Below are 18,144 nucleotides of genomic sequence, written 5' to 3'. Positions count from 1 at the left end.
TGCAATTAATCTGATGATAAAGCAATAGAACTAATTTGCTCTACATAACAACCAGAACCATCTGGATAAAGTTCACGTATTTCTATTTTATTTTCAGAAATATAAATCACTTCCCCATTATTTTCACCAATGTAATCACCTATTTGAACCCTATAAGTGATACGTTCAGAACGCGCTGTGACTAAACCCCATAAATTATTTTGACCATCTAATAATGTGCCAGCCATATCCAAAGCATCAAGTGGAAGCAATTCTAGGCCAGCTCGGATACGGTATGGGTCTGGGCGTTCACAATTACGCTTAGAACCTAGGTTAATCAGTGTATCTTCCGTTCCTCCTGTTGTTAAATCTTCCATTGGGCGAAATGGATCACGTTTATTTTCAACCTCATAAAAATGGTTGGGAATAATCGTAAAGGAAGGAATGGGATCAACTTGAGGGTTTTGGCGTGCTTTAATATCTGTAACATATTGTCTTAAATCATCCATATTGCCGTTGCTACAAGCACCAAGCATCAAGCTAAATAGGCTAATAAATATAAAATGGGGTAAAGTGCGCTGATTCATGACGATTCCTAGATTATTGAGCTTCAGTCTCATCTAAATAGCGATAGATTTGTGCATTCAGCTCCATTGTTAGTGGTTTGTCACTACTTTTACCACTAGAGGTACTGATGGAAATATTATGTTGCGTCACAATCCGAGGCATTGCTGCAATACCGCTCACAAAATTGCCAAATGAGTGGTAATCACCATTTAAACGTAAAGTAATAGGTAATTTGACATAAACTTGCCCAACTTCTTCACGCCCCGGTTTAAATAATTCTGAGCTCAATCCTGTCGCAATCGCTTGTTGAGAAATATCTTGAATTAAACCCGCGACTTGGGCTTTATTGGGTAGACGGTTTTGTAATTCTTCTAAATTAGATTCAATTTCACGCAATTGTTCTTGCAATTTAGGTAATGTTGCCGCTTCCCATTGCTTTTGTTTGAATTTATCTCGAAGTTCATTTTCTTTGCGCTTTTCTACTGATAATTGTGCTTGTTGTTTCTGGGTATCAAAATAGTAGCCTGCACCTAAAGCAATCATAAACAATACCAGCACAATAACGGCTTTCACCATTACTGGCCAACTACCTACATTATTCTGGTCGAGGTTCTTAAACTCTTCGGGGTCTATTTTAAAAGCAGCCATAAGTCACGATGCCTCATCTTCATTTGCTTTAGGAGCAGCTTGGTTAAATTTAAGCTTAAATGTGCTTACCGTACTGCCTTTACTGCCTTTTTTGTTACCCGAACTGGAATCTTTACGATTTTGACGTATGATCTCAATAATAGTTGGATTTTTCATCCATTCAGAACGCTCAATTGCTTTCATCAGCGTAGATACTCGGGCATCAGATTGGGCATAGCCTTCCAAAGTCACTTGTTCACCTTTTTGCTCCATCTTAGTGAAATAAACACCAGCAGGAGCTTGTAATACGAGTTGATCAAATAAATGTACAATACGTGGGCGACTGGTTTCCAGCTCTTGAATTACGTTCATCCGTTCAATCAAGTGCTGTTTTTTATCTTCTAGCTGCTCAATTTCTTTTATTTTTTGTTCCATCAACTTAATTTCGCTATTCAAATAACCATTACGGCTTTGTTGATAGCTAATCAAACTTTGCATATATAAATGCACGCCCAACACGATTAAGCCTGCTACAGCTAAACCTGCCCCTGCTGCAATACCAAACCGAGCTTCACGTTCTTTCTTAAGTTTTTCGCGCCAAGGTAATAAGTTAATATTAGGCATAATTAGTACTCATCAAAAGTGCGTAAAGCCAGCCCGCAGGCAATCATTAGGGATGGTGCATCAGACATCAAATCTTTTTTATTTACTTTATCTGAAACTGACATGCCGACAAAAGGATTTACAATCGTAACATGGCCACCGACTTTATTACTGATATTATCGATAATCCCATTGATAGATGCACAACCACCTGCAACCAAGATATGTGATAATTTGCCGTAGGTCGAAGTAGAATAATAATATTGAATCAAACGGCTGATTTCTTGGGCGACATCTTCTTTAAATGTTTCTAGCAATGTGGTTTCATAATCTTCGGGTAACGTGCCTTCTCGTTTGGCAAGCTGAGCTTCTTCATAATTCAGGCCATAAGTATGTTGAATATCTTCGGTTAATTTTTTACCACCAAACATATCTTCACGGGTAAATACAATCCGATTTTCACCCATAATATTCAATGTGGTTGTCGTTGCGCCCACTTCAACTAAAGCGATGGTATCCTCATCATTGATTTCAGGATCATTTAACATCACCATTCGGAATGCGGTTTCTAAAGCATATTTATCAATATCTACCACACGGGTTTTTAAGCCACCCATTTCAACAGCAGTCACTCTTGCATCAACATTCTCGCTTCGTGACACTGCCAGTAATATGTCAACACGGTCAGGCTCTCGTTCATTGGGGCCTTGTACTTCAAAATCCAGGTTAACTTCTTCCAATGGGAATGGAATCAGTTGCTCTGCATCCATTTCAATTTGCCCTAAAATGTCTTCATCAGACATACCGCCATCCATAGTAACAATTTTAGTCATTACGGCAGGGCCTGAAACAGAGACAGCAGCATGATCGGCTTTAGGCTTTGCTTTTTTCACGATTTTTTCAATCGCAGCACCAACGACTTCAACTTCGCTTTCATTGATGTTTTTATCCACGACTGCATTTTCAGGCAACGGTTCCATGGCATAGCTTTCGACACGATAGCTTTGGCCTGATTTACTGAGTTCTAACAGTTTAACCGCCGTTGTACTAATGTCTATACCCACAACGGGTTCGGGTTTTAAGCTGAGGAGGCTCACAAGTTTTCCTTTTAAAACCTAGATGTTACAAAGGATACCTATATTACACATTAAGGTTTACGCATAAGTATAGACCACATATTACAATTTTTGCACGTTGCTTGTAAATAAAAATTTCAAGTGTCTGATATTAAATAGTTAAGAAAAAATCCCAGCTTTACCTACTCAGAATACAAAATTTGTGCACAAGCGGAACGTATTGTAAAATATCCCATTCAATAATGGTAATTTTTTAGATATTTTATAGACGATAAAATCGTTCTAACCAAGTTAAGAAAATCCAATCATATTGCCATAATTAAATGAATTAGATCGGGCATTCCCTTGCGCCAAAACTGTCGAGACGGCCAGGTTTCAAGTCTTGCAAGGTCTCTTATTCATTATTCCAAGCCCTATTTCAAACTTTAAATAATCTGCAAACTATTATTCTGTAAATGACGAATTTCATCACGTAATTTGGCTGCGTCTTCAAACTCTAAATTTTCCGCGTGTTGATACATTTGTTTTTCTAACTGCTGGATTTTTTTGTCTAAAGCAGCAGGAGTTAATTTACCGTAAGCACCTGCTTCTTCAGCAACTTTAGCGTAGTAATCGACCTTATTATTTTCTTGTTGTTCTGTTTCTAAAATATCACCAATTTGTTTTTGAATGCCTTGGGGAATAATGCCATACGTTTGATTATATTCCACCTGTTTGGCTCGACGGCGTTCTGTTTCATCTATGGCTTTTTGCATTGAATTAGTAATTCTATCCGCATATAAAATCGCCTTGCCGTTGATATTTCGCGCTGCTCGGCCAATGGTTTGAATTAAAGAACGCTCTGACCGCAAAAAGCCTTCTTTATCCGCATCCAAAATGGCTACTAATGATACTTCAGGCATATCCAAACCTTCACGCAATAAGTTAATTCCAACTAAAACATCAAACACACCTAATCGTAAATCTCGAATAATTTCAACCCGTTCGACGGTATCAATATCTGAATGTAAATAACGCACTTTCACATCATATTCAGCTAAATAATCGGTTAAATCTTCAGACATTTTCTTAGTCAAAGTGGTAATTAAAACCCGCTCATTGACCGCTACCCGTTGGTGAATTTCTGATAACACATCATCAACTTGAGTAGTGACAGGCCTAACTTCCAACTCAGGGTCAATTAAGCCTGTTGGCCGCACGACTTGTTCTACAATTTGTTGAGCGTGTTCTAATTCATAAGTGCTTGGTGTTGCTGATACGTAAATGGTTTGTGGCATCAACTTTTCAAATTCTTCAAATTTCAGTGGCCGATTGTCCAAGGCTGAAGGCAAACGAAATCCATACTCAACTAGATTTTCTTTACGCGAACGATCGCCCCGATACATTCCGCCAATTTGTGGCACGCTGACATGGCTTTCATCAATAACCAGCAGCGCATCAGCAGGCAAATAATCAAATAAAGTCGGCGGTGGTTCTCCCGGTTCACGCTGGGATAAATAACGCGAATAATTTTCAATCCCTGAGCAATAACCCAATTCTGCAATCATTTCAATATCAAATAAAGTCCGCTGTTCTAAGCGTTGGGCTTCGATCAATTTATTTTTTTCGTATAATTTTTCTAAGCGTTGTTTCAGTTCTAATTTAATATTATCAATTGCTTGCAATAAAACATGCCGTGGCGTGACATAATGGGTTTTAGGATAAACCGTAAGACGTGGCACTTTACGCAAGGTTTTGCCTGTCAATGGATCGAAATAACTGAGCTGCTCTATTTCATCGTCAAATAATTCAATCCGAATCGCATCCCGATCCGATTCCGCAGGATAAATATCAATCACTTCACCATGCACCCGATAACAACCCCGTTCTAACACAATATCATTGCGAGTGTATTGCAGTTCAGCCAATCGACGTAAAATAAATCGCTGCTCAACTTGCTCACCACGAATAAAATGCAATACCATTTGCATATACCATTCAGGATCACCTAAACCATAAATCGCCGATACCGTGGCCACAATAATTGCGTCAGAACGTTCTAACAACGCTTTGGTTGCTGATAAACGCATTTGTTCAATTTGTTGATTGATTGAGGCATCTTTTTCAATATAAGTATCAGAAGCAGGCACATAGGCTTCGGGCTGGTAATAATCATAATAAGATACGAAGTATTCGACAGAATTATGAGGAAAAAAGCCACGCATTTCACTATATAGCTGAGCTGCAAGGGTTTTATTCGGCGCAAGCACTAACGTTGGACGCTGCAATTTCTCAATCACATTGGCAATGGTAAATGTCTTGCCCGAACCTGTGACACCGAGTAATACTTGATGACGCTGTTGTTGCTCAATACCTTGCAATAATTGCCGAATTGCTGTGGGTTGGTCACCTTGAGGCTGATAATCAGATCGTATTGAAAATGCGTCCATAAAAATTTAATTCTCATTCTCATGCAGAACACAAAGTTTAACATGTTATCTTTCTGTAGTTATGCAATGCATAATCTGTGAGTTATAATAGCTCTTTAAGCATTGTTGATAACTGAGGGTATTGTTTTGTACTTTGAAATCCCGCGCAAAGAATTATTGAACCCATTGAAAACTGTGGCAAGTGTGGTTGAAAGTCGCCAAACTTTAGCTATTTTAAGCAATATATTAGTCAAAGTTGCAGACAGACACTTACATTTAACAGGTACTGATGCCGAAGTCGAAATTTCTTGTCGTTTACCGATCGAAACAGGTTTAGGCGACGACCATGAAGGGGAAACCACAGTACCGGGGCGCAAATTCCTTGATATTGTTAAAACTTTAGATGATGCCAATCGAGTCCAAGTGCATCAAGAAAGTGAAGAGCGCATTGTGCTCAAATCAGGAACAAGCCGTTTTACTTTATCGACATTGCCTTCCAGCGATTTTCCTGCCAGTCCTGAAATGACAGGGATGTATCAATTTAGTTTGCCTAAAGCCACTTTACGTGATTTATTAAGTCAGACTTCATTTGCAATTGCTAATAATGATGTGCGTTATTATTTAAATGGTATTTGTTTTGATTTACAAAAAGATAGGTTGTCCGTCGTCGCAACAGATGGGCATCGCCTTGCTATGGCTGAAACCGCATTTGATTTGGGTGAAGCAGAACCAATCAAAGTCATTGTGCCTAAAAAAGCAGTGATTGAATTAGAACGGATGTTAGATGGTGGTGACGGTGAAGAAGTCCAAATTTATGTAGATGAGAATCATGTTAAATTTGTGGTGTCTGATGCATTGATTATTACTTCAAAATTAATTGATGGTAAGTTCCCTGATTATTACAACGTGATTCCTTTAAATCCCGATAAAATCATGACGGTAGAAATTAGCAAACTGAAAAATGCGCTGACTCAAGCCAGTATTTTGAGTAATGAAAAATATCGCGGCATTAAGCTGATGTTAGGTGAGAATTTATTACGGGTGACTTCTCGTAACCCTGAGCAGGAAGAAGCAGTGGTTGATTGTGAAGTGGAATATGATGATGAGAATTTAGAAATTGGCTTTAATGTCAGTTATTTACAAGATGCTTTAGGCGCGATTAAGACCAAAGAAGCGCAATTATGTTTTGTTGATTCAGACAGCAGTTGTTTAATCAAACCTAAAGATGTGGATACCACTAAATTTGTTGTAATGCCAATGCGTTTATAGCAGTATTCGAGGGCTATTGACCATAAGGTTCGTAGCCCTAAGAATAATGACCAATAATCTGTTTATCGATCATGTTGATAATATAGTCAATTCTATCTTGAGTGTGAGGATTGGCAGTCCTGTCATTAGTTTAAATATCAATCAGTTTTAAAGTCTAGGACTGCCAGTCCTGTATCATCTTAGAATAAAACGACTATATAATATTGCCATAGTGAAAAACGCTGCGCCATTCCACCCTACACTATAAATACTACTTTTTTGCAGAACTTTAGAAATTCATTGAATTTATACAAAAAACTAAATATTTAGATAATCCAACCAAGCTGCATTTAACACTTCTGATACTCGATTTTGGCGTAAACGTTCGCTTAAATTCGCTGTATCAATGAGTTCCATGGGTTGCTGCTGCCATGAACATGCAAACACCGCTTTGGTTCTTTCCCCTGTTTCAGGATCAATTTGCCATTGTAAGCACTGTGCACAAACGCCTTTTAGCATACATTGCATGGTACTGAAAGTAGAAGCAGAAAATTGAGTATTGTGATTAAAATCGTGTTTTAATTCATTTCTACGCAAAGACTGCACTAAACTAACTAAATGTGCCCCGCCAATGACAACCACTCTCGACACGGTTTTCAATTCATATTCAGCACAGAGTGCGCCATTCGCATACTGTTGCAATACTTCTTTTAAATCACCCACCACGGCTGTATCTTGTGGTCGTTGCGGCTTGATGGCTTGGCCTTGACGGGTTAACCAAATAATTTGGGAGGTTGCTTCCAATAACTCTTGATGACAAAAAGCAGCATCAGCATGATCCAACGTCGCTAGATAAATCACTGTATTACCTTTTTGCTTCAAAGCCTTGCCTACAGATAATATTTCAGGAATTGCTAACTGTCCGCCAATAAATAAAATGGTTTCGTTATCCTCAGTAATTTTTGCTTTTGCACCCGTAGGCCCCATGAGCGCAATTTGTTGTCCTACTTGTAATTGACCACATAGACGAGAACTTGTTCCCTGTGTAATCACTATCACTTGAAGCTCTGCTTTTTCCTTATCTACATTAGCCCCTAAAACCGCAATCGCTTCCATTTGTAATTTTGTATTTTGCACAGTTGGGCTATCTGTTTCAAAATTTTGAATACGGAAAAATTGCCCCGGTGAAAACTTCTGTACCGCCATAGGCGCATGAATCTGAATACTTAATACATTTTCTGTCAAATATTGAATTGAAGTTATTTTAGCTGTGAGTAAATCTTGGATTTTTGTTTTAAATTGTTGATATTCAGATTCTAAGTCGGATTTATCAACTTTTTTGTCAGCCAAGGCTTGAACAATATGTGGATATACCTTCTGGCCTGATGCAATCGCTTTGACCACATTGCCATGAAATGCGGGGTGCGTATCACCTAAGAATGTGACTTTATTGCCCTGATTTTGATATGAGGTAAATGCACCGAATTCTGCTTGTTTGCAATGCTCAACCGCATCGACTTTTTGTAGCTCGCCATCTTGTAAATGATAAGGCTGATATTCAAAACCAACCCGCTCAAATGTGCCACGATGCTCAAATTCATAGGCAATATTGGTTTTTGCCCCTGTTGCAACTAATATGCTGTTGGCTGCAAAAGTCACTTCATTTTCAGTCGCTTGCCATTGTCCTGCTTCATCTTGTTCACGTTTAATACAAGTCAGACCTGTAGCATGAGCTTCAGAATCCAATTTAACCGCTTTAGGTTCAAAGCCTTGTGCATAATAGATTCCCTCTTCTAAGGCCTGAATCACTTCCTCATGATTACGAGTATAAGCAGGTGATTGTTGCAAATTCCCTCGATAAATAATGCTGACACCGCCCCATTGATGAATCAGACTCTGAGTATCTGGCTCAATACACTGTTCTGCCGCTTGCTGTTTCAAATCGTGCAACTGTTGCGCATGAGTTAAAAACTGTTGTAAAATCATTTGTTCCGTGGCAGTCAATTGTTGCCAAATATTATCTTTTAGCCCCGCTTTTTCCAATTCAGCATAACGGTGGGCTATTTTCTCAATTTGGACTAAATAATAAGCTTGCACTTCAGTTGCGGTATCAATCGCGGTTAAGCCACCACCAATCACAACCGCAGGTAATCGAATTTGTAAATTAGCCAAACTATCTGATTTTGCCGCCCCTGTGAGTTGCAACGCCATCAAGAAATCATTGGCTTGGCGCATCCCTGTGGCTAAACTATTTTCAATTGGCAAAGCCTGCGGTAAACCCGCCCCAACCGCAATCGCCAAATGGTCAAAACCCAACTCCCAAGCATCTTCAACTGTAATCGTACCGCCAAAACGAATATTACCAAACACTTGATAATGCGAACGACGCAAGAGACTTAAGTAAATCAATTTTAAATAATTTTTATCCCAACGTACCGTAATCCCATATTCAGCCACGCCGCCAAAACCTAAAGTGATTCTTTTGCTTAAATCCTCTGTTATATCTGTATAATTTTTAATTGGATTATGGATTAATTGTTGATCTAATGGCTCGATTTTCAACCCATCCACACCAACCACCGCAAAACCTTGCATTAACAAATGATGTGCAAGTGTAAAACCCGCCGGCCCTTGACCTGCAATCAATACTTTTAAGCCGTTATACGCTTGAGGTAAAAATTGCTGTTGCCGCAATGGATTCCAACGGGTCAATAAATCGTAAACCTCAACTCCATAAGGTAAATCCAATACATCAGATAAAACCCGAGTTTCAATTTCAGGAATATTAACAGGGGTTTGCTTTTGATAAACGCAGGCTTTCATACATTCATTACAAATCCGATGCCCCGTTGCAGGACACATGGGATTATCAGTCATCACCATCGCCAAAGCGGCAAGACTGTAGCCCTCGCGTTTCAAAACATGCATTTCTGAAATTTTTTCAGTCAAAGGACAACCTGTCAGGGTATTTTGTAACGCATCTTGCCTAAAGCCTGATTCATAGTCCGCTTTTTTAACTAAAAATCCTTTAGAACACGAATCGCCATCATGTTCATGACAAAACAAACAATAATGAATTTCGCCTTGGATTTCACGCAATGACATTCCCCAATCAGTTAAATCAAAACCTTGGCGTTGATGATGATGTGGTGCTTGTTGACAATGTGGTTGAGCTGGGATTAATGCGACTAAATTTTGTGGATCGGTTTGTTGTGGTAAATTGAAACTGATCCAGCTTTTAACCGTGGCTTGACCTACAGAGACTTTTATCGCCTGAATACACCATTGAGTTAATTGCTCAATTTCCTCTTTATACTCATCTTTATTATTTAAATAGTGCAATCCCAATTTTGCGGTCGCCAACTCTTTATCAGAGGAATCACCAGCTATTTGCTGTTCTAACCACTGATCTAATAATTCAAAACTAGGTAAAGATTCTTGTTTATTTAATCTGCGTCGCGCACGGCGCAAAACAAACCATTTTTTAAATTGCAATATAGGGTCATTTTGTACCATCTGCCCTTTTAGCTGCTCAAGCTCAAATTCAATATCGAATAGCTGAGCTATAAACTGTTCTAACACAGGTGCACAATCTAATAATAACTCGCTGATTTTAATATTTGAAAATGCTTGAGATTGTCGGCGATAAGCTAATAATTGTTGTTTTAATTCAGGCGTTAAGGCATCTAAAAATTGTTGGTCAAATGCTTTAAGCGTGTCTAATTCAAACAGTTGTTGAAACGTGTGGCCATTAAATTGAGGCATAAGTGGATGGCTTTTGAGAATTGGCGGATGATAGGGCTTATTATAGTTACAGTTAGAACGATTTAAAGTTTGGCATCGTTAATTTTAAGTAATCTGCTGTTTCTAAGTTAGAAAAAGAGGCTTGATTACCATAAAATTGAGAGGTATTTAGAGTCTTAATTTCTTTGCAAATTGGGTATTTATCAGTCATACTCAAAATGAGATAATGAGTAACTTGGAGGGTATTACAATGATAGCAACAATGCTTGGAATGTTGTCTAAATTTTTAATATTCATGGGAAAGTGGATGACTGCAATGGCAAAAACATGGCATCTTACCTTTTCATCAATGAAGCTGACTTGGCATCAAGTGGGCAGTCAAATATATACTTTAGTTCACTATGGTATGCACAATATGCTGGCCTCACTAAGATAGCCCGCACTATTTGAGCTGCAATTGTTGATTAAACTGGCTGAATTGTTTCTTCTCAATCGCCGACTTTTTCACAATATGCAGCACTAAATACAGTATAATAAGCTTTAACTTAGCAGCTAAAATAAACTGATTTAATATGTCAATTGCATACCTTAATGGCACATTCTTACCACTAGAGCAAGCACAGATTCCCGTTTTAGATCGTGGCTTTATCTTTGGTGATGGTGTTTATGAAGTGATTCCTGTCTATTCTGGGCGTTTATTTCGTTTGGACGCGCATTTAAAGCGTTTAGATAACAGCTTAGCCAGTATCCGATTATCCAACCCGATGACGAATGCGGAATGGACTGAAGCACTAAAACAATTGGTTGCCAAAAACCAAGCAGGTGACGGTGACCAATCTATTTATTTACAAGTGACGCGCGGCGTTGCAAAACGTAAACATAATTTTCCAGACCAAACCCATCACACTGTATTTATGATGAGCGATCCGTTGGTTGACTCTCCGCCTTCAACAGGTGTCAGTGCGATTACTTTGGATGATATTCGTTGGCAATTATGTCACGTCAAATCAATTGCCTTGCTTGGCAGCGTTTTATTGCGTCAACAAGCGGTAGAACAAGGTGCAGCCGAGTCTATTTTGTTACGTGAAGGTTATGTAACCGAAGGTGCTGCCAGTAATGTTTTTGTGATTAAGGATGGTACGGCCTTAACACCACCAGAAGGGCCTTTTATTCTAACAGGCATTACCCGCGATTTAATTATGGAATCGATGCAATCAGCGAATCTAGTATGTAAAGAAGCCCAAATCACTGAAGCGCAATTACGCGATGCGGATGAAATTTGGCTTACAAGCTCGACGCGTGAAATTTTGCCCGTGATTGAATTAGATGGTAAACCTGTAGGTCAAGGCCAAGTTGGTACGGTTTGGAAACAGGCTTGGGATTTATTTCAAGTTTATAAACAATCATTACGTGCTCATGAAATCAACTAATACAGAACAAGATCAACCAGAAACCTTACTCGAATTCCCATGCGATTTTGCGATCAAAGTCATGGGTAAAGCCAATACGGATTTTGATGTGCTGGTTGTGGAAATCGTGCGCAAACATTGCCCCGATATGGGTGAAAGTGCGGTACGACAACGTGAGAGTAAAGGCGGTAATTATGTGGCGGTTACGGTTGATATTATTGCCCGTAGCAAAACTCAACTTGATGCTTTATACACTGAACTCAGTGCGCATGAACGTACCTTGATGGTGTTATAAACTATATGGTGTTATAAACTATGCCTTTTGCGCGACTACCTCACAATATTGAGATGCACTACGAACATTGTGGACTTGAATCTGCTCAAACCACATTATTGCTAATTCATGGTAATTTTGCCTCATGGCGATGGTGGCAACCATTATTGCAGCATTTACCCGAGCGTTACCGTGCTTATACCCCAGAGTTGCGTGGTTGTGGTGATACGACTCGACCTGATGGCGGTTATACTATCGAGCAAATGGCAGCTGATATTTATGAATTTACCCAAGCTTTAGATTTACCTGCGGTACATTTAGTCGGCCATTCCTTGGGCGGTGCGGTGGCAATGCAGTTTGCACTCAACTATCCGCAAAAAGTGCGTACTTTAACTTTAGTCTCTTCAGCACCTGCGGAGGGTATGGCGCATTTAAAACCTAGTTTTCCTCAGTTACGTTTGACGGAATCATCTGATTTCCACCATGTAATGCAAACCTTGAATTTAAATCGCATGAGTTTGTATAAAGCCCTTACTCGCATGATGCCCAATATTAAGACTAATCAAGAGAGTTTTGTGACTTTATTGGATGACGCTGCTCGCATGTCACCAGAAGCCATTGTAGGTTTTTATGAGGCCTTGACAACGTGGTCGGTGCAAGACGAACTTGGAAAATTGAATTTACCCGTGTTGGTATTATGGGGCTCACAAGATACGATTGTGGAAAAAGCGGCATTGGAACGTATGGTTGAGGCCTTGCCACAAGCCCAATTTGTAATATGGGATAACGTGGGTCATGCGCCACAGTTAGAACAGCCTGAAGCGTTTCAGCAATTATTACTTGAGTTTATTGAGAACCATCAAGTTAAACGGATTTACAATGTGTTTCAAAACCAAAAAAATTATTGGCTTAGACGATTAAAGAAATTTTGGTAAAGATTTACTCTTTCCTAAAAAATCAACCGCTTTATATTTTATAAATATTGATATTCAAGACAAAGTAGTTAAAAATACAATTGATTTAATAAAACACTCACTTTCTTATATTTGAAGGGCAATCATAATATGAATAAAATGACAATAATGTTTATGTCAATATTATTAGCGACATTATTACTAGGTGGATGTGCAACATCTACAAAAATTCAGACCGTTCAACCCGGTGATCATAAATTATCTTGTAATGAGTTAACCTCAGAATTAGCAAGATTAGACGATGCTGAGACAGATATAGACTCTAAGAAAGGAGTCACAGGCACCAATGTTGCGTCCGCATTGTTTTGGTTACCTGGTCTTGCTTATACTTACTATGATGCAGGACAAGCTGAAGAATTAATCAATGAAAGACGGGCATATTTAACCACACTTTATAATGATAAAGGCTGTTAAAGTTCTCATCTGATTTTGAATGCTCTGCACGCAAGAGTTTGTAGCAACCATTGGAAGAACAATTAAATGATTGTTTCAAATGTTTTCTAATGGTTTGTGTAGAGCAAAAAATCGTTGAAAGGGCTCTCTGCAATGCCCTGTTCTGTCCAACCTATAGTCGTTTTATTTTAAAGTGATACAGGACTGGCAATCCTTAATTTTAAAAGTGATTGATATTTAAAGTATAAAAGAACTGCCAGTCCTAACATACAAACCAAAATTGACTATATTATCCTGTCCTCCTCATTCTCTCTTGTTTATCCACTCTTATGGCGATAATATCTATTGCAAAATCAGATTGGAAATAGCTAAAACATGAAAAGTTATTTAAACAGCAGTGAAAACCCACATGACAAACTGGCTTTGACAGGTGTTTTGCTGACGAATTTAGGTACACCTGATGCGCCAACAGCCACTGCATTACGCCGTTATTTAGCAGAATTTTTAAGTGATCCACGGATTACAGAAATGCCTCGCTGGTTATGGTGGCCAATTTTACACGGAATTATTTTACGCGTCCGTCCTGCCCGTTCTGCAAAAAGCTATGCCAAAGTCTGGACAGATAAAGGTTCACCACTTTTAGCCATTTCCCAGCAACAAGTAGATGGTGTGCAAGAGATGTTATCTCAACACTTTGATTCACCTGTTAAAGTGGTCTTAGGAATGCGTTATGGTCAGCCATCAATTGCCACAGGTTTAGAACAGCTACGACAAATGAATGCACAACGTATTATTGTGTTACCACTTTATCCTCAATATAGCTCATCCACGACAGGCTCAACTTATGATGCCGTTGGAGATTGTTTGAAAAAATGGCGCTGGATTCCAGATTTACAGTTTATTAGCCATTATCATGATAATGATGATTATATTAAAGCTTTAGCCCACAGTATCCAACAGCATTGGATACAACATGGACAGCCCGATAAATTATTATTTTCATTCCATGGTATCCCACAACGCTTTTTTGATGCAGGTGATCCTTATTTTTGTGAGTGTCATAAAACCGCTCGTTTAGTTGCTACTGAACTGGATTTAACAACCGACAAATATCAAGTGGTCTTTCAATCTCGTTTTGGGCGTGAGCAATGGTTAAAACCATATACCGATGAAATTTTAAAACAATTGCCACAGCAAGGTATAAAACATGTCAATCTGATTTGCCCCGGTTTTGCGGCCGATTGTTTGGAAACACTGGAAGAAATTGACCAAGAAAATCGTCAGTATTTTTTACAAGCAGGCGGTGAACATTATCATTATATTCCAGCTTTAAATGCACAAGATGAGCATATCGCCGCATTAAGCAATTTGGTCATGCAACGCACCAAAGCATGGTCTTTGAAGTCAACTGAGGTTTTAACCTTGGAACGGGAACAATGCGGATTGCATGTCGATGCGGTACAAAAAATGTGACGAAAATCCAGCCATCGTCGCTGATAATGCCATTTTTATCGTCAGTCTGCGTTGTGCTTAAATAAAGCCTGTTTTAGTAATAGTTTGAATTTATTATATTATTTCGTCAAAAATTAGAATGGCATTTCCTTTGCTCTAAAAGAAATATCTTTAGATAACATATACTAAAAAGAGCAAATTATGTTTAATATTGACGATTATGTAGAATTCTATTTTGAGGGTCGAGAATTATTTTCTAGTACTCGCGTAGATGTGAAAGGTAAAATCACGCGGGTGAATGAATTAGGTTGCTTTGTTAGAATTACAAATATTGAGCCAGAGAATAATCTAATGATTGGCGGCCGAACCTATCGTTTAGGCGATGAATTATATATGCTTAACAGTGCATTACGTTTATGTCAGGAAGACAAAATCCATGCAGGTGGAAGTTTGGTTAAAGACAATTTGGCGTGGATTTGGGCAATATTATCTATTATTTTTATTTCACTATGGTTTCTTACTCAAAATGGCGTACGTTAACCCCTGAAAATAAAAAAAATTCATAACTTATGCTATAAAATATTTTTCAAATAAAACACACCCTGCTAACAAGGCTACTCCCACAGAGTGGCTTTTTTAGTTTAGGAAACTTGAACCATTCTCAAGTTACGATGCTGAGTGTTAGCGTTTATTTGATAATGACTGAATAAACAAGGTTGAGCTAAAATAACTGGCAGCAGCAACGAGAATGATACTAGCACCCGCTGGTAAATTATACTCATAAGCGATACCCAAACCTGTGGAAGTAAACACAATCCCCAATACACTCGCCAGCAACATAATATAGCTGAGTGATAAAGCATACTGTAACGCAATCGCTGCGGGCAATGTTAGCAATGCAATTACCAAAATCAAGCCCACAACTCGAATCAACAATACAACAGTCAATGCAACCATGCACAACAATAATAAGTAGAAAAACGTCACCGATACATTACGTAATTGTGCAAACTCTTCATCAAAACAAGTCGCTAATAATTGCTTATAAAATACAATCACGGTCAACACGATCACTGCGTCCAAACCTGCCATTAAGTATAAATCAGTGCGAGAAACCATCAAAATATTGCCAAATAGATAGCTCATCAAATCAACGTTATAGCCTGGAGTTTGTGAAATAAACATTATCCCAATCGCCATCCCTGTTGCCCACACCGCACCGATTAAAGTATCTTCATTTTGCTTATTATATAAATACACCCAACCGATAAATAGTGCTGTTCCCAAAGCTGCAACCAGTGCACCAAGCAATACAGGTTGTTGAAAATAATAGGCAATCCCCATTCCTCCAAGCACAGCATGAGCAATGCCGCCTGCAAGAAAAGTAATCCGTTTTACAACCACATACGTGCCAATCACACCACAGCCGATACTCGCTAATAAGCCTGCAAGCATGGCATGTTGCAAAAAACTGAATTGCCACAAAGCGTCCAAAAATGTACTCATGATGACCTAATAATGTTGATGTTGGATGGCACGAACTGGAATATGATAAAGTTGCTCAAGTTTTTGCGGGGTAACAGATGAGGTTTGATGACATAACAAGGTTTTATTCAAGCAAGCCACTCGACTCACATAAGCTGAAATAAATCCAATATCATGTGAAACCACTAGCACCGTCAACTCTCGATTTAATTCTTTTAGTAAATCAAAAATATCTTCTTCCACTCGTTGGTCAATATTGGCGGTGGGTTCATCTAAAATCAAAATTTTTGGCTGGCAAGCTAAAGCCCGCGCAATCAGAACCCGTTGCAATTGCCCTCCAGATAAACGCCCAATCTGACGCTGTGCTAAATCGGCAATATGAGTGGTTTGCATTGCATGTTGAGCAATGGCCTTGTCTTCACGATTAAAACCTAGCCAAGAACGACTAATCCCTAAACGTCCCATTAATACTGTTTCTTGTACTGAAATTGGAAAATGGCGCGGAAAGGCTGCAAATTGCGGTACATAACCAATATGAACCCGCTGTTTGGCGGGCGGTTTACCAAAAATATTGACGTGGCCTTGAGTCGGTTTCAATAAGCCTAAAATGATTTTTAATAAAGTGCTTTTACCGCCGCCATTTGGACCAATAATGCCTAAAAATTCTTTAGTTTCAATGTTTAAACTAATGTTTTCCAAAATAGTTGGAGCATCATAAGCAAAGCTGACATTCTCAAGTTGAATCGCCGTTGTCATGGATTATTTCATCACTTTCACAAATGTATGGGCTATTGCACTCAGGTTCTGAATATAATTTTCTGCTAATGGGTCTACAACGATCAGTTGGGCTTGAATATTATCAGCAATCGCTTGAGCGGCTTTTTGGCTAAATTGTTTCTGTACAAAAATGACTTTGATATTTTGCTGTTGTGCATAGTTGATAAGGCGGACTAAATCTTTTGAATTCGGTGATTTACCTTCAATTTCAATTGGAATTTGTTGCAAGCCATAAGCTTGAGCAAAATAGCCCCATGAAGGATGAAACACCATAAAACGTTTATCTTTTATTACACTCAAAGTTTGTTGAATCTCAGCATCAAGTTGATTTAAATCTTGAATAAATTGTGTATGATTTTGTTGATAGTCGGTTTTATGTTCAGGATCGTATTTGATAAGTTGCTGTAAAATGTGCTGCGCCATTACTTTGACTAAACGCGGACTTAACCAAATATGCGGGTCAAATTCGCCGTGCTGATGTGCTTCCTCATGATGTTCCTCATGCTCATGCGCTTCTTCATGATGTTCCTCATACTCATGCACTTCCTCATGATGTTCCTCATGCTCATGCGCTTCCTCATGATGTTCCTCATGCTCATGCGCTTCTTCATGATGTTCCTCATGCTCATGCGCTTCTTCATGATGTTCCTCATGCTCATGTGCTTCTTCATGATGTTCAGAAAATAGCATTTCTATATCTGGCATTGCCTGCAAATCAATACCCTGTCTCGTATCAATAACCATTAATTGCGGATTATTTTGCTGTAATTTATGTAACCACACGTTCTCAAACGGTACACCAATTTTGAAATAAAGCTTTGTTTGGCTTAGTTTTACCATTTGCTGTGGCGTGGGTTCGTAAGTCGCAGGACTATGCCCTGCTTGTACCATTACGGAAACATTGACATGTTCTCCGCCAATCCGTTCCACAAAATATTTTTGAGGCAAAATACTGACATAAACAGGCAATTGTGCCCAAGCAATATTGCTATATAACAATATAAATAATATGGAAAAAATACTTTTCATTATTATTACCAATGTGAGAGAACAAGCAGTTTTTTAGTATAACGGGTTTTAGGCTTTTTTGGAAAAACTTACAGGCAAGCTTAAACTAAGATTCAATAT

The 18,144-nt window shown here is 38.7% G+C and carries 16 protein-coding genes; 7 read left to right on the top strand and 9 right to left on the bottom strand.

What is annotated here, in order from left to right; translation table 11 throughout:
• Positions 1–5: 5 nt before the first annotated feature.
• From ABXH34_RS02255 to uvrB, 5 genes are all read right to left on the bottom strand, one after another.
• The gene (locus tag ABXH34_RS02255) at positions 6–566 is read right to left on the bottom strand and encodes a pilus assembly protein PilP (RefSeq protein ID WP_353570231.1); all 561 of its coding nucleotides are present in this window, start codon (positions 564–566) and stop codon (positions 6–8) included.
• 13 nt (positions 567–579) lie between these two features.
• Positions 580–1,194: a type IV pilus inner membrane component PilO gene (locus tag ABXH34_RS02250; RefSeq protein ID WP_353570230.1), complete on the bottom strand. Its 615-nt coding sequence runs from the start codon at positions 1,192–1,194 to the stop codon at positions 580–582.
• 3 nt (positions 1,195–1,197) lie between these two features.
• Positions 1,198–1,797: a PilN domain-containing protein gene (locus ABXH34_RS02245; RefSeq protein WP_353570229.1), complete on the bottom strand. Its 600-nt coding sequence runs from the start codon at positions 1,795–1,797 to the stop codon at positions 1,198–1,200.
• Between the two features lie 2 nt (positions 1,798–1,799).
• Positions 1,800–2,873 (bottom strand): pilus assembly protein PilM, encoded by a 1,074-nt coding sequence (locus ABXH34_RS02240; protein ID WP_353570228.1) that lies wholly within the window; start codon positions 2,871–2,873, stop codon positions 1,800–1,802.
• 404 nt (positions 2,874–3,277) lie between these two features.
• On the bottom strand, positions 3,278–5,281 hold the full coding sequence (uvrB, locus tag ABXH34_RS02235; protein ID WP_353570227.1) for an excinuclease ABC subunit UvrB: 2,004 nt from the start codon (positions 5,279–5,281) through the stop codon (positions 3,278–3,280).
• A 126-nt stretch (positions 5,282–5,407) separates the two neighbouring features.
• Here uvrB and dnaN point away from each other — a divergent pair, with 126 nt between their 5' ends.
• Complete coding sequence (gene dnaN / locus ABXH34_RS02230) at positions 5,408–6,529, top strand: DNA polymerase III subunit beta (RefSeq protein WP_353570226.1); 1,122 nt, start codon at positions 5,408–5,410, stop codon at positions 6,527–6,529.
• 297 nt (positions 6,530–6,826) lie between these two features.
• On the opposite strand, the gene ABXH34_RS02225 is transcribed toward dnaN, so the two are convergent.
• Positions 6,827–10,273: an FAD-dependent oxidoreductase gene (locus ABXH34_RS02225; protein WP_353570225.1), complete on the bottom strand. Its 3,447-nt coding sequence runs from the start codon at positions 10,271–10,273 to the stop codon at positions 6,827–6,829.
• A 551-nt stretch (positions 10,274–10,824) separates the two neighbouring features.
• Here ABXH34_RS02225 and ABXH34_RS02220 point away from each other — a divergent pair.
• The 6 genes from ABXH34_RS02220 (at position 10,825) to ABXH34_RS02195 (ending at position 15,294) form a co-directional block, all read left to right on the top strand.
• Positions 10,825–11,682 (top strand): D-amino acid aminotransferase, encoded by an 858-nt coding sequence (locus ABXH34_RS02220; RefSeq protein WP_353570224.1) that lies wholly within the window; start codon positions 10,825–10,827, stop codon positions 11,680–11,682.
• Complete coding sequence (locus tag ABXH34_RS02215) at positions 11,669–11,956, top strand: HP0495 family protein (RefSeq protein ID WP_353570223.1); 288 nt, start codon at positions 11,669–11,671, stop codon at positions 11,954–11,956. Before ABXH34_RS02220 ends, ABXH34_RS02215 begins: the two co-directional genes overlap by 14 nt.
• Positions 11,957–11,976: 20 nt before the next feature.
• On the top strand, positions 11,977–12,870 hold the full coding sequence (locus ABXH34_RS02210; RefSeq protein WP_353570222.1) for an alpha/beta fold hydrolase: 894 nt from the start codon (positions 11,977–11,979) through the stop codon (positions 12,868–12,870).
• 147 nt (positions 12,871–13,017) lie between these two features.
• Positions 13,018–13,323: a hypothetical protein gene (locus ABXH34_RS02205; protein WP_353570221.1), complete on the top strand. Its 306-nt coding sequence runs from the start codon at positions 13,018–13,020 to the stop codon at positions 13,321–13,323.
• A gap of 354 nt (positions 13,324–13,677) precedes the next feature.
• Positions 13,678–14,775, top strand: a complete 1,098-nt coding sequence (gene hemH, locus ABXH34_RS02200; protein WP_353570220.1) for a ferrochelatase — start codon at positions 13,678–13,680, stop codon at positions 14,773–14,775.
• A 180-nt stretch (positions 14,776–14,955) separates the two neighbouring features.
• Complete coding sequence (locus tag ABXH34_RS02195; RefSeq protein ID WP_353570219.1) at positions 14,956–15,294, top strand: hypothetical protein; 339 nt, start codon at positions 14,956–14,958, stop codon at positions 15,292–15,294.
• Between the two features lie 141 nt (positions 15,295–15,435).
• Here ABXH34_RS02195 and ABXH34_RS02190 read toward each other — a convergent pair whose 3' ends face one another.
• From ABXH34_RS02190 to ABXH34_RS02180, 3 genes are read right to left on the bottom strand one after another with little or no spacing between them, the layout of a single operon-like run.
• Positions 15,436–16,260 (bottom strand): metal ABC transporter permease, encoded by an 825-nt coding sequence (locus ABXH34_RS02190; RefSeq protein ID WP_353570218.1) that lies wholly within the window; start codon positions 16,258–16,260, stop codon positions 15,436–15,438.
• A gap of 6 nt (positions 16,261–16,266) precedes the next feature.
• Positions 16,267–16,995 (bottom strand): metal ABC transporter ATP-binding protein, encoded by a 729-nt coding sequence (locus tag ABXH34_RS02185; RefSeq protein WP_353570217.1) that lies wholly within the window; start codon positions 16,993–16,995, stop codon positions 16,267–16,269.
• 3 nt (positions 16,996–16,998) lie between these two features.
• Entirely contained in the window at positions 16,999–18,045 is a 1,047-nt protein-coding gene (locus ABXH34_RS02180; RefSeq protein WP_353570216.1) for a metal ABC transporter solute-binding protein, Zn/Mn family, read from the bottom strand.
• Between the last annotated feature and the right edge of the window lie 99 nt (positions 18,046–18,144).

The organism is Candidatus Albibeggiatoa sp. nov. BB20, from assembly GCA_016744725.1.
In the GTDB taxonomy this organism is placed as follows: Bacteria; Pseudomonadota; Gammaproteobacteria; order Beggiatoales; family Beggiatoaceae; genus Albibeggiatoa.
This window is presented reverse-complemented; position numbering and strand designations above follow the sequence as displayed.